General features: G+C 74.3%; 9 protein-coding genes. 8 read left to right on the top strand and 1 reads right to left on the bottom strand.

The window, feature by feature from the left end; genetic code table 11:
* Positions 1 to 28: 28 nt before the first annotated feature.
* From BIV57_RS26365 to BIV57_RS07905, 8 genes are all read left to right on the top strand, one after another.
* Positions 29 to 1,033 carry an ABC transporter ATP-binding protein gene (locus BIV57_RS26365; RefSeq protein WP_079170120.1) on the top strand — a complete coding sequence of 335 codons (1,005 nt, stop codon included), beginning with the start codon at positions 29 to 31 and terminating at the stop codon, positions 1,031 to 1,033.
* Positions 1,030 to 1,791 (top strand): ABC-2 family transporter protein, encoded by a 762-nt coding sequence (locus tag BIV57_RS07935; RefSeq protein ID WP_071655968.1) that lies wholly within the window; start codon positions 1,030 to 1,032, stop codon positions 1,789 to 1,791. The genes BIV57_RS26365 and BIV57_RS07935 overlap by 4 nt, the downstream gene beginning before the upstream one ends.
* Positions 1,792 to 1,797: 6 nt before the next feature.
* A complete protein-coding gene (locus tag BIV57_RS07930; RefSeq protein WP_071655967.1) occupies positions 1,798 to 2,580 on the top strand; it encodes an ABC transporter permease in 783 nt (260 codons plus the stop codon).
* A 255-nt stretch (positions 2,581 to 2,835) separates the two neighbouring features.
* Positions 2,836 to 4,530, top strand: a complete 1,695-nt coding sequence (locus BIV57_RS07925) for a hypothetical protein (protein WP_071655966.1) — start codon at positions 2,836 to 2,838, stop codon at positions 4,528 to 4,530.
* Between the two features lie 13 nt (positions 4,531 to 4,543).
* Positions 4,544 to 8,014: a hypothetical protein gene (locus tag BIV57_RS07920; RefSeq protein ID WP_071655965.1), complete on the top strand. Its 3,471-nt coding sequence runs from the start codon at positions 4,544 to 4,546 to the stop codon at positions 8,012 to 8,014.
* A gap of 850 nt (positions 8,015 to 8,864) precedes the next feature.
* Positions 8,865 to 9,167: a hypothetical protein gene (locus BIV57_RS24995; protein WP_175548695.1), complete on the top strand. Its 303-nt coding sequence runs from the start codon at positions 8,865 to 8,867 to the stop codon at positions 9,165 to 9,167.
* A complete protein-coding gene (locus tag BIV57_RS07910; protein ID WP_071655963.1) occupies positions 9,164 to 10,051 on the top strand; it encodes a squalene/phytoene synthase family protein in 888 nt (295 codons plus the stop codon). The genes BIV57_RS24995 and BIV57_RS07910 overlap by 4 nt, the downstream gene beginning before the upstream one ends.
* A gap of 44 nt (positions 10,052 to 10,095) precedes the next feature.
* A complete protein-coding gene (locus tag BIV57_RS07905) occupies positions 10,096 to 10,875 on the top strand; it encodes a methyltransferase domain-containing protein (RefSeq protein ID WP_071655962.1) in 780 nt (259 codons plus the stop codon).
* A gap of 9 nt (positions 10,876 to 10,884) precedes the next feature.
* Here the strand turns inward: BIV57_RS07905 and BIV57_RS07900 are convergent.
* On the bottom strand, positions 10,885 to 12,678 hold a 1,794-nt coding region (locus BIV57_RS07900; RefSeq protein ID WP_071655961.1), incomplete at its 5' end, for an outer membrane protein assembly factor BamB family protein.

The following is a 12,678-nucleotide window of genomic DNA, read 5'->3' as shown; positions in this document are numbered from 1 at the left end:
GCTTGCGTGAGGCTCCTAGGTTCGGGGCATGACTACCAGTTCGGCAACCCCCGCCGTGCTCGCGGACGGCCTGGGGATGGATTTCCGCGCGCCCGTGCGCCCGCCCGGTCTGCGCGCCGCGCTCGCCTCCGTGGTCCGGCCCCGCTACCGGACGGTGCGGGCCGTCCGGGGGCTGGAGTTCGCGCTGCGGCCGGGCGAGGTGGCCGGGTTCCTCGGCCCCAACGGCGCCGGCAAGACCACCACCATGAAGATGCTGGCGGGGATCCTGCACCCGACCGCGGGCACCGCCCGGGTGCTGGGTCGGGTGCCGTGGCGGCGGGAGCGGTCGCTGCTGCGGCGGATCGCGCTGGTGCGCGGCAGCCGTCCGCTGGGCGGCCCGGAGGAGCTGACGGTGCTGGACACGCTGCGGTTCCAGCGGCTGCTCTACGAGGTCCCGGATGCGGAGTTCCGCCGCAACCTCGCGGAGCTGGGCGAGCTGCTGGAGCTGGCGGAGCTGATGGGGCGCCAGGTGCGGGCGCTGTCGCTGGGCGAGCGGATGCGGGCCGGGCTGGCCGCGGCGCTGGTGCACCGGCCGCGGGTGCTGTTCCTGGACGAGCCGACCATCGGCCTGGACGTGGCGGCGGCCGCGGCGGTGCGGGCGTTCCTCGCCGGGTACGCCGAGCGGACCGCGGCGACGGTGCTGCTGACCAGCCATCACATGCCGGACGTGGAAGCGCTCTGCCGCCGGGTGCTGCTGATCGAGCGCGGCCGGGTGCGCTACGACGGCGCGCTCGACCGGCTGGCGGCGGAGCTGGCGCCGCACCAGCTGGTGCGGGTGACGCCGGCCGTGGCCGGTGCCACCGCCGAGTGGGAGCGGTTCGGGACGGTGCAGGAGCGCGGCGAGGGCGGCCGGGTGGCGCTGCGGGTGCCGCGGGCGGAGGTGCCGCGGGTGGTGGGCGAGCTGCTGGCGCGGCTGCCGGTGGCGGAACTGGCGGTGGAGGAGCCGCCGCTGGAGGCGGTGCTGGCGCGGTTCCACCAGGAGGACGCCGAGTGAGGGGTTTCGCGCGGCTGCTGGCGGTGGCCTGCTGGCGGGAGTCGGTGACCTGGTGGAGCCTGCGGTCGTTCCTGATCACGCTGATCGTCGACCAGTCGGTGGCGCCGCTGCTGGGCCTGCTGGTGTGGACGGCGGCAGCGCCCGGCGCGCACGGGGTGACGTCCTACTACCTGGCGCTCGCGGCGGTGCAGCTGCTGACCGTCTCGTTCGAGCAGCACACCTTCGCCAACGCGGTCTACGACGGCACCTTCGCCGACACCCTGGTGCGGCCGCAGCCGGCGCTGCTGGGGGCGGTGGCGACCAATCTGGCGATCCGCTTCTGGTACGGGGTGTTCGGGCTGCCGGTGGTGGTCGCCGCGGCGGCGGCGACGGGGGCGCTGCCGCGGCCGGCGGCGCTGCTGGCGGCGGTGCCGTCGCTGCTGCTGGCGATGGCGCTGCGGTTCTGCCTGACCTGCGGGGCGTCGTTCTCGGCGTTCTGGACGCAGCGGGCGCACGGGGCGGTGTCGCTGATGGAGACGCTGCTGTTCCTGCTCGGCGGGATGGCGGCGCCGCTGGCGCTGCTGCCGGGGCCGGGGGCGGCGGTGGGGCGGCTGCTGCCGTTCTGGGCGGCGCTCGGCGCTCCGGCGGAGGTGGCGTCCGGGCAGGCGGACGTCCTCCAGGTGCTGCCGGTCCAACTGGGCTGGCTGGTGGTGCTGGTGGGTGCGGTGGCGCTGCTGTGGCGGCGCGGATTGCGGCGGTTCGCCGCGGTGGGAGGCTGAGGACGGATGCACACGCTGCGGATCCTGGCGGCGCTGCAGTCGGCGGCGCTGCGGCGGGCGCTGGCCCATCGGGCGGACTTCGCCTTCGAGTTGGTGCTGGCGGTGGTCGGCGGGGTGTCGTCGCTGGCCGCGCTGGGCGCCGTCTACAGCCGGACGCGGGCGCTGGGCGGCTGGGACCCGGCGTCGGCGGTGGTGCTGCTGGGGACGTTCCAGATCGTCAGCGGGCTGCGGTCGGCGCTGGTGGAGCCGAACCTGGCGTGGTTCCACCAGCGGCTGCGGGACGGGCGGTTCGACCAGGTTCTCACCCAGCCGGCGTCCTCCCTGCTGCTGGCGACGCTGGGCGGGTGCGCGCCGGCGGCGCTGCTGCAGTCGGCGGCGGGGGTGCTGGTGGTGGCGGGCGGGGTGGCCGCGGAGCCGGCGCCGCCGTCGGTGGCGGCGGTGGCGGTCTGGCTGCTGCTGACGGCGTCGGCGTCGGCGGTGATGTGGGCGACGCGGACGCTGGTCGCGGCGGTCGGCTTCTGGGCGCTGGGGCTGGCGCTGGACTCGGTCTACAGCGCCACCTGGCAGTTCGGCCGCTACCCGGTGCAGCTCTACCGCCGCCCGCTGGACCTGGTCCTCACCTATGCGCTGCCGGTCGGCCTGATCGCCACCGTCCCGGCCTCCGCGCTGGTCCGCGACGCGTCCCTCCTTACGGCCGCCACCGCCCTGGCCGCCACCGCGGCCCTCTGCGCCCTCACCGCCGCCACCTGGAGCCGCGGCCTCCGCCGCTACACGGGCGCCACCAGCTGACACCCGCGGCCCGCGGCCCACGGCTGGGCAACCAGGCGTGGCGCGGGACCGAATTCCGCACCCGTGGCGGGCCTTTTCACGGCGCCGAACTTTGCACCCATCCGCCGCAATAGTTATGCACCACACTGCCGCTTGACAGCCTGTCAGGAGCGGCAGTAGCTTCACGAAACCGTCGAGCCCCGGAACCACCGTCGGGTCTCGTCCCCTTTTTGTGTGCTCGGGCATTACTCCTCACTCGTAGAAGGCTGTGCCACTATGAGCGCGAATTCCTCCAACCTGTCGTCGCCCAAATACGGGTACGACTTCGTCGTGGCCACCACACAGGCCAGCATCAACGCGACGGTCAAGTCCTTCCTCTCCGCCCTCAGCGAGCCGGTGACGACCGTCTGCTACGTCGCGGACGCCAAGGGCAATCCGACCGCGATCGACTACGCCGAGCTGAAGAAGCTCGCCAACGACGCCGACCCGTTCGCGATCCCGCCGACCGCCGACCCGGCGACCGACCCGGACCTGCAGAATCTCATCCACGCCCGGTTCATGATGGGCTTCCGCGCCCAGCTCGGGCTGCCGCCCGGGCTGCCCCCGGCGCAGATCCCGGACATCGTGACGCTCGGCGGGGACACCTCCGCCGTCATCTACAACCTGCTCTGCTCGCAGTTCACCGTCGTCGAGCTCAACCCCGGCGGCGGCTACTCCCCGCCGACCTGGTTCAGCGAATCCCAGCAGCCCGGCAAGCCCTGGGTGTTCACCTCCAAGGTGGATCTCCGCCTCACCACCGCCGACGAATCCGAATTCGGAAAGCTGCCGCAGGCCGTGCAGGCCCAGATCAAGAATCTCGGGCCGGGTGCGTTCAGCGTCCAGCAGCTCCTCTTCGACCTCGACAATGCGGCGCTGGAGAACGTGCCGACGATCAGCGGGGTCGTTCCCGGAACCACGCTCTATCAGATACTGCAGCAGGCGTTCCTGGGCGCCTACTTCACCCAGCTGCAGTCGCAGGGCCAGCCGCTGCTGGGCTGCACCATCAAGCAGACCGGCGCGCCGACCTCCACCCTCACGCTCTCCGACCTCAACCTCGAGGTGAACCCGTTCGTCGACGCCACCGGCGCCACCGTCGTCAACCCCACCAAGGACCAGCTCGACCTCGCCACCCTCAACTACCTGTGCGCGGCCGACGGGGACGCGCTGCCCGTCGCCAGCCGGTTCAACTGGAACTGGATCGACCCCGCGGAGGAGGCCGACTACGACGGCGTCGTCGCGATCAACCGGCACACCTTCGCGAACTACTTCCACAGCCAGCTGATCGGCCGGGTCTCCGCCAACTGCTACCGGCCGTCGGTGACCGTCACCTACGACGTGGGCAAGGCCCAGACCAACTACGCCTGGTCGCTGACGCGCGGTCAGCAGCCGACCGTCACCATGCCCCCGTCCGGGCCGACCGTGCTCACCTACCACTACGACGCGGCCGCCTCGGACCAGGCGGGCCTCAACGGCGACCTGGGCCGGATGGAGCTGCACCCCTCCTACGACTGCACGGTGACCTTCTCCGGGACCACCATCCAGATCGTCCAGCACCTGGTGGTCTACCTGTACGCGCGCAGCCTCGCCACCTCGGCGGACGGCAACGTCGTCGATCTCACCGTCACCGACACCTACACGCTCGCCGTCGGCCAGGACGGCCGGCTCGCCGTCACCCTGACGACCGCCCGGCGGGACGACTCCAAGAACCCCTCCACCGACCCGTTCCTCAACTTCTTCACCCAGCTCAACTCGCTGATTTCGTCGGTCTCGACCTGGCTGCGCGGCGTCACCTCGACGAGCCTGACCGACATCCCCGTCTCCGTCGCCCAGAACTTCGTCTTCCCAGGCGGGCGCACCTTCGCCTTCAAGTCGGTCGCCTTCGCCGGCAGCAGCGACCTGGTCTCGCACATCACCTACACCGACCCCAGTTGAGGCGGCGACGCCGATGAGCAGCTACTCCCTGACCTGCTCCAGCGAGCTGATGCACAACTACCTTCAGGCGGAGGTCCTCGCCCCGGACGCCAGTTTCGAGGCCCTGCAGGCCGCCGACGGCACCTCGCTGCTGTTCTCGCTCGGCACCGACCGGGCGCTCTACCTCACCAAGGAGGTGCCGGCCGAACGCGGCGGCTGGGAGCGTTCCGACCTCGGCGCGGCCGTCCTTGGACGGGACTTCCCGGGCCGCACCGACACCCGACCCAGCGCCTTCGCCACCGCGCATGTGCCGGCCGGCGGGCCGAACTCGATCCATCTGGCGATGGTGGTCTCCGACCCGCGCAACGACCACCTCTACCTGAGCCTCGGCAACTCCGACGCCGACACCTCCTGGAGCACCCAACCGGACTGGACGGCCTACCCGTTCGACGACCCGGCGCACTCCCTGTCGGCCGTGAAGATCGCCGGGGTCTTCGTCGGCGAGGCCTCCGACGGCGAGTACATCGTCGTCGACGTGCTCCGCGACCCGTCCGCGCCCACCGGGCTGATCTTCCGGTACTACATCGACCCGGCGCGCACCGACGGCCACGCCTGGCACCCCCACGACCTGGCCATCGACCTCCAGGCCGGCACCTACACCAGCCGGCTGGGCCGGCGCACCGGCCAGTACGTCGACGGCATCTACACCATCGGCAGGGTCGCCGGGTCGCCGCAGTTCCAGTACCAGCCGCTCTACAACGCCTTCAACCCCAAGGTGCCCGCCCCGCCCAGCCTCTACCAGCTGCCCGGCGGCGCCGCCCCGGAGGCCATCGCCCCCGCCCGCAACGCCGACAACACCACCGACCTCTTCGTCACCTCCGCCGGAACGCTGTACTACCTGGCCGCCGGCAACCAGGCCAGCGGCGCCACGCCGATGCCGGTGCTGAACAGCCCGCGCTTCCTCGGGGTGCGCCAGCTGTGGGCGGAGACCAGCGGCGGCACCGTCCTGGTGTGGGGGCTCAACGCGGACAACGAGATCTTCTACGCCACCTGCCCGAGCGCCCAGATCACCGCGGGCGCGCTGGCCTGGAGCGTGCCGCTGCCCATCCTCACCGGCGTGGAGCAGCTCTCGCCCTACCTGGACCGGAAGGCGGACGCCAACACGATCTTCGCCCACACCGGCCAGAACAAGCTCACCAAGGCCGTCAAGTCTCCCGACACCGGCCTCTGGTCGTTCTGGGACATCACCCTCGACCCGCCCTCCACCGGCACCCCGGCCGAGCGGTTCCCCTCCTACACCACCCGCATCCAGGTGGTGGACGCGACCACCGGGCAGCCCGCCCCGAACGTCTCCGTCACGCTCACCGCGGACAACGTCACCGCGGTCCGCGTCAACCACCTCTACTACGTGCTGGGGCCCACCCCGGTGCGGATCCCGACGGACGCCGCCGGGGCCGTCACCGTCATCGAGCCCGTGCAGACCGTCTCCGGCACCCGGCTGCAGGCGGCCGTCTCCGGGGCGGCGGCAACCGTCAACCCGATGGACAACGCCTTCCGCAAGGCCGCCGCGCTCACCACGCCCGGCGCGCTGACCTCGGCCGTCATCAACTACCCGGACGGCAGCAGCAAGATGCTGGTGCCGCCGGGCACCAGCCCGTCGGTGCTCGCCGCGGTGGCGGCCGGCAACGTCCAGCTCGCCGCCGCCTACGACGCGCTGCCGACGACCGTGCCGGGCGTCAAGGGGGTGCGCGGGCCGGGGCTCCCGGTCGCCACCTCGCTGGTCTCCGCCGACACCCTGCTCGTGGACGCCGGCGACCTGTTCTCCTGGCTCGGCGAGCAGGTCGAGGAGGGCCTCAGCGAGGCCGTCCGCTTCATCCAGGACACCGCCACCGGGCTGTGGAACCTCGTCGTCACCGTCGCCGGGCAGGCCTACCAGTGCGTGCTGGACTCCGTCGAGGCGGTGGTCGGCGCCGCCGAGTGGCTCTACTCGGCGCTCAAGACGGCCGCCGAGGATTTGCTGGACTACCTGGAGTTCGCCTTCGACTGGGGCGACATCACCCGCACCAAGCAGGTCGTGCAGAACCTCACCCGCGTCTACCTCAACCACCAGGTCGACCAGATCGACGTGGTGAAGGGCGAGTTCGACACCCTGATCGGCAACGTCAAACAGGCCGTCAACAACTGGGCCGGACTGGGCACCTTCTCCGGGCTCGGGGCGGACGGCACCGCCACCCCGAACAGCCGCTCGGCGCCGGACGCCCAGCAGACCGCGCCCGGGGCGCTGCTCTCCCACCACCTGGAGGCCAACGGCAGCTCGCTGACGACGGTGCGGCCGATGCCGGCCGTCAACCCGGCGGCCAACCCCATCCAGCTGCTGATCAACGCGATCCAGCAGGAGGGGCAGGCGATCGGCGACACCATCGACCAGCTCCAGCTGCTCGCCGCGGACTTCGACACCCTGCCGGTGGTCGACATCCTGCAGAAGCTCGCCGCGATCCTCGGCGACCTGGCGCTGGACACCGCGCGGATCGTCGTCGACACGCTCTTCGACATCGTCAAGCAGATCGCCAAGGCGGCGATCGCCGTCCTCGACACGCCGATCCACATCCCGGTGGTCTCCGACGTGCTGAACGCCTTCGGCGTCCCGGACTTCTCCTTCCTCGACCTGATCTGCTGGACGGTCGCCCTGCCGGTGACCGTCGCCCAGAAGATCGCCACGGGGACGGCGCCGTTCCCGAACAACGCCGAGACGACCTTCCTGATCACCGTGACGGACTACAACACCCTGGTCAACGCCTTCCAGGGGAAGGCCACCGAGGCGGCGGCGATCACCGCGCCGCGGGCCGAGGCCGTCACCGGCGCGCCGGCGTTGGCCGAGGGCGTCGCGCTCTCGCCGTCCACCGCCACCGCGATCCACATCACCGGGCACGCGGTCGCCGGCTTCTGCTCGCTCTTCGGCGGCACCATCGTGGCCGGCTTCGAGGCGGCCTCCCCCAACGGCCAGAATCCGTGGGCGATCCCCTCGGCGGTCTTCGGCGTGGTCAGCGGGGTCTCCGCAGGGCTCGCCAATGTGCTGGCGCCCAACGACCCGATCTCCAACGCGTACGTCTCGGCGGTCTCCACGACCACCACGGGCATCCGGATCCTCTGCAAGCTGATCTTCTCCGGGCCGGCCCAGAAGGCGTTCGCGTCCTCCCAGCGGTTCGGCGGGCTGGCCGTCTCCGACGGGCGCGGCGTCGGCGCGATCGTCGACGCGGTGCTGGTGCTGCCCGGCGCGATCTGCACCATCTACCACTTCACGGAGCTCGCCCAGGACCCGGCGGGCGCGCCGCGCAGCATCGCCATCGTCAACGAGGTCGGCAACCTGACGGACGACATCGCCCGCGTCTCCTACGCGGTCGCCGTCAACACCCAGGGCCAGGCGAAGGCCGTGGCCACCGGCATCCTGGTCGGCGCCAACATCTGCACCGGCGGCCTCCAGTTCGCCCAGACCCTCATCCGCTGACGCCTCCCCGCGTCCGAGGCGCCCCTCCCCCCGCCCGGGGGGAGGGGCGCCGCCACGTCGCATCCGCGACGGTGAGGGGATAGCGGACGAGGCGGGCCCGGCCGGCCCTCTCCGGCCGCCGCCGGCGGCAGCAGCCGGGGCCGGGCCCCGAACTGCGGTGGCCAACGCACTGTCCATCACCCACCGCCCCAGCCCAACGGCACCACGACCATCCCGCGCGGCGCCTGCCGCCACCGACGGGGGCGCGGGGCTACGCTGTCCGGCCGGGGCCGGGCCCCGAACTGCGGTGGCGAACGCACTGTTCATCACCCATCGCCTCGGCACCGCGGCAGCAGCGCCTGCTGCCGTCGGCGGCTGGCGCTGCCGGCGAGGGCGGGGGGCTACACCACCCCGGCCCCGAACTCGCGGACGCCGCCGGCGACAGCGGCTAAGGCCCCGGGGCCCGAGCGCGGTTGCGATCGCGCTGTACGTCACCCATCGCCTCGGCACCACGGCACCACGACCATCCCGCGCGGCGCCTGCCGCTGCCGGCGAGGGCGGGGGGCTACACCACCCCGGCCCCGAACGCGCGGACGCCGCCGCCGGCGACAGCGGCCGGGGCCCCGGGCACCGAACTGCGGTGGCCAACGCGCTGTACGTCACCCATCGCCTCGGCACCGCGGCAGCAGCGCCTGCTGCCGTCGGCGGCTGCGGCGGGGGGGACGGGGCTCGGCTTTCGCGCGGCATCACCCGTCCGCCGCGGTGGCGGCCGCGGCCTTCCGCGGCGGGCGGGGGCGCGGAGCCGGGATGCCGCGCGGCGCGCGCAGGGCGCGCGGGACGCGCGTGCGCCGGGTTCAGTCGGTTGCCGGGCATGTCCACGGGGGTGACGGGGCATCAGTTCCCTAGAGTGCTGGCGAACCCCACCCGTCCGACCCGGGAGACGCCCGTGCGCCGCCGCCCCCTCGCCCTCGCCGTCCTCACCGCCGCCGCCGTCCTCGCCGCGTCCCCGACGCCCGCCGCGGCCGCGGAGCGGGACCCGGCCGGCCTCAGCTGCAAGATCCTCGACGACGGCGGCGACACCGCCAAGAACCTCTACGCCGCCTGCACCGGCGCCGCCGACGCCGGCGCCTGGCTCGCCGCGCATCTCGCCCACGGGCTACGCTCCGCGGCATGAGCCGACCCCCGCGCCGCTGGAGCAGGGCGCTGGACGCCGCCGGGATCACCGAGGCCGGGCTGCGGGACGACTACACCCGGCAGCGCGCCCTCGTCATCGGCTACAAGCCCGCCGCCGCGCTCGCCGTCCAACTGCTGCTCCCCCGCGGCCTGGTGCCGCACGCCCTCGCCGCCACCGCGTACATGCACCGCAGCGACAACATCCTGGAGGGGGACGGCGACGAGACCCTGCCGTGGCCCGACTGGGAGCGGCGCACCCGCGACGCGCTCGCCTCCCCCGGCGCAGCCGGCGACGCGACGCTGCGCGCGCTGGGCCGCACCGTCCGCGCGCACCCCGCCCTCGCCGGGCACCTCGACACGTACCTGCCCACCGCCACCACCGACCGCGACACCACCGGCTTCGCCACCGAGGACGACTACCAGCGCTACCTCGACGCCTACTCGCTGCCCGCCTTCATGCTCGTCGCCGGGGTGCTCGGCGCCGACCGCGCCGCCTGCCGCACCTTCATCGACGCCGGCCAGCGGCTGGACTTCGTCAACGACCTCTCCGAGGACCTGCCCCGCGGGCGGCTCGGCATCCCCGCCGACGCGCTGGCCGCGCACGGCGTCACCCGCGCCGACCTGGAGCGGCGCCGCGACACCCCGGCCGTCCGCGCCCTGCTCGCCGCCCAACTGGACCGCGCCGCGGCGGCGATGGCCGCCGCCCGCGGCCCGCTGCTGGCGACCACCCCGCCGGCCGGCCGCCGCCTGGTGCGGATGCTGCTCGCGCTGGACCGCCTCACCCTCGCCGCGGCCCGCCGCGGCGGCGCGTCCCTGCTGAGCGCCCCGGCCTCCCCGTCCAAACCCCGCGTCCTCGCCGCCCTCGCCGCCTGCGCAATCGCCTGACCTCCAGCACGGCACTAGGCTCGCGTCCGACGAAAGGGGGCGGCGTGGGTACATCATTCGCCGCGGGCGAAGCGCAGTGGCGGGCGCGGCTCGGGACGCTGCGGCAGGTGGTGCGCCAGGAGCTGGTGGGCCGTCAGCTCGCCGCGCACCTCCCGGCGGACGCGCCGCCACGGCGGGTGCTGGACGTGGGCTGCGGGCAGGGCACCCAGGCCCTGCTGCTGGCCCGCCGCGGCCACCGGGTGGTCGGGCTGGACGCCTCCCCCGCGCTGCTCGCCGACTTCGCCCGCGCCCTGGACGCCGAACCCCCGGAGGTCCGCGCCCGGGTGAGCACCGTCCGGGGCGACGCCGAGCGGCTCGTCGAGCTCTTCCCCCCGGGCGCGTTCGACGCCGTGCTCTGCCACGGGGTGCTGATGTACTTCGACGATCCCGGCCCGCTGCTGGACGCCCTCGCCCGAGTCACCGCCCCCGGCGGCCTCGTCTCGCTGCTGGTCCGCAACGGCGACGCGCTGGCCCTCCGACCCGGCCTGCTCGGCGACTGGGAGGCTGCGGAGCGCGCCTTCGCGGGGACGGCCTACCTCAACCGCATCGGCGTCGGCGCCCGCGCCGACCGCCTCGACGAGCTGACGGCCGCGCTCGCCGCCGGCGGCCTGCCGACGCGCGCCTGGTACGGCGTCCGCGTCCTCACCGACGCCGCCCCCTCCGACGCCCCGCTCCCCGAACCGGACGAGCTCGACCGGGTGCTGGCGCTGGCGGAGCGGGCCGGCCGCACCGACCCCTACCGCCGGGTGGCCGCTCTGCTGCACGTGGTCGCCGAGCGCCCCTGACCAAGCGCTTCAGGCAGCCCGGAACGCCGAGAGCCCCCCGCCGTGCCCGGCGTAGAGCGCCCCGCCGGCGGCGTCCAGCGCGGCGACCGGCCCGGCCAGCGGATACCTCCCGAGCGCGGCGCCGCTCCTCGCGTCCACGCTGATCAGCGCGCTCCTGCCGCCGACGCACACCACGCCCCCGAGCGGGCAGAGCGCCAACGCCCCGCCGGCGCCCACCGCGTGCGGCGCCTTCCAGCGGCCGGTGCCGTCGGCCAGCGCGACGGCGGCGACGCTGTGCGGCGTCCCGACGAACGCGGTGCCACCGGAGACCGCGATCCGCTGCGCGGCCCCGTCGGTGGCGAACGACCGCTTCCACTCGGCCGCCGGCTGCATGGTGCCCAGGTCGAGGAGCGTCAGTGCGCGGCCGGTGCCGACGAGCATCCGGTCCGGGCCGGAGCGGTCCAGCGCGTACATCCCGTCGCCGCCCGGCTGGAACTCCCGGCTCAGCGTGTTCATGCCGCGCACCAGCCACAGCGCGTCCTCGTTCGGGGCGTCGGCGTGGTAGTCGGCGACGTAGACCCCGCCGGGCGCCGGCGAGAGCCCGGTGGCGTTCCCGTGCAGGGTGGCCATGTAGCGCTCCATCGCCATGCCGTCCGAACCGATGGACGGGGCGAGGCCGAAGCAGTGCACGAAGCCGTCCGCGCAGCCGAAGTAGACCGCGTCGGAGGTCGGGGCGACGGCGAACACCTCGACCGGGTCGACCATCCGGTGCTTCCACAGCTGCCGGCCGGTGCGCACATCGGCGGCGACCATCTCGCCGGCCATGGTCCCGATGTAGGCGCGGCCGCCGGAGACGGCGAGCGAGGAGACGGCTCCCCCGGTGCGCAGGGTGGCGGACCAGGCCGTCTTCCGCGCGGAGATCCGCACGGCGTCCAGGCCCTTGGCGTGGCCGACGAGGACGGTGTCCCCGCTGACGGCGAGTGCGCCGACGGCCGGCAGGGCGACGTCCCAGGCGTGCGCCGGGGCGGCCGCCGCCGGCGTGACGTCCGCGGCGCGATCGACGGCGGAGCCCCCGGAGGAGCCGGCGTCCGAGGCGCCCGCGGCGGTGAGCCGCCAGGCGGCGAACCCGCTGATCCCGGCGGCGCCGGCGAGCGCGGCGGTCATCACGGCCCGGCGCGTGACGCGCGGCGGACGCTCCGCCGCAGGCGCCGGTCCGGGGGCGGGCTCGGGCTCGGGCGCGGGCGCGGCCCGGAGTTGACGCTCCGGCTCCGGCTCCGGCTCGGGCACGGGCACGGCCTCGGCCTCGGGCGCGGGGTACTCCGGCGGCCCGAACCCCACCGCGGCCGCGGGCGCGGCGACCGCCTCCGGGGCGGTCGCCTCCGGCACCCCGGCCATCCGCAACCGCATCCGGTCCAGCACCAGGTCCAGGAACGCGGGCGGCAGCCACGGCTCGTCCCCGTCGCTCGCGTCCACCTGCAGCTGCGCCAGCACCTGCTCGGGGCCGGGCCGCTCCTCCGGCGCCCGCGCCAGCAGCGCCGCGACCGTCGGCCGCAGCCCGTCCGGGACGGCGGAGAGGTCGGCCGCCTCGTAGACGATCCGGTAGAGCATCTGCGGCAGCCGGCCCACCCCGAACGGATGCGTCCCGGAGCAGGCATGGGCGAGGATCAGGCCGAGGCAGAACTGGTCCGCGCCGGGGCCGATGGCATGGCCGCGGGCCTGCTCCGGGGAGAGGAACCCGGGGGTGCCGATCACCTGGCCGCTGACGGTGAGCGCGGTCTCGTCGAGGGCGCGGGCAATGCCGAAGTCGATGACGCGCGGGCCGTC

This window comes from Mangrovactinospora gilvigrisea, from assembly GCF_001879105.1.
GTDB classification, from domain to species: Bacteria; Actinomycetota; Actinomycetes; order Streptomycetales; family Streptomycetaceae; genus Mangrovactinospora; species Mangrovactinospora gilvigrisea.
The sequence above is the reverse complement of the archived record's forward strand: the minus strand, read 5'-3'. Positions and strand labels throughout refer to the sequence as shown.

Bases quoted from the DNA above. Each gene is read 5' to 3' on its own strand.
- BIV57_RS07910 (WP_071655963.1), top strand. From the start codon at position 9,164: ATGAGCCGACCCCCGCGCCGCTGGAGCAGGGCGCTGGACGCCGCCGGG.
- BIV57_RS07920 (WP_071655965.1), top strand. From the start codon at position 4,544: ATGAGCAGCTACTCCCTGACCTGCTCCAGCGAGCTGATGCACAACTAC.
- BIV57_RS26365 (WP_079170120.1), top strand. From the start codon at position 29: ATGACTACCAGTTCGGCAACCCCCGCCGTGCTCGCGGACGGCCTGGGG.
- BIV57_RS07930 (WP_071655967.1), top strand. From the start codon at position 1,798: ATGCACACGCTGCGGATCCTGGCGGCGCTGCAGTCGGCGGCGCTGCGG.
- BIV57_RS07925 (WP_071655966.1), top strand. From the start codon at position 2,836: ATGAGCGCGAATTCCTCCAACCTGTCGTCGCCCAAATACGGGTACGAC.
- BIV57_RS24995 (WP_175548695.1), top strand. From the start codon at position 8,865: ATGTCCACGGGGGTGACGGGGCATCAGTTCCCTAGAGTGCTGGCGAAC.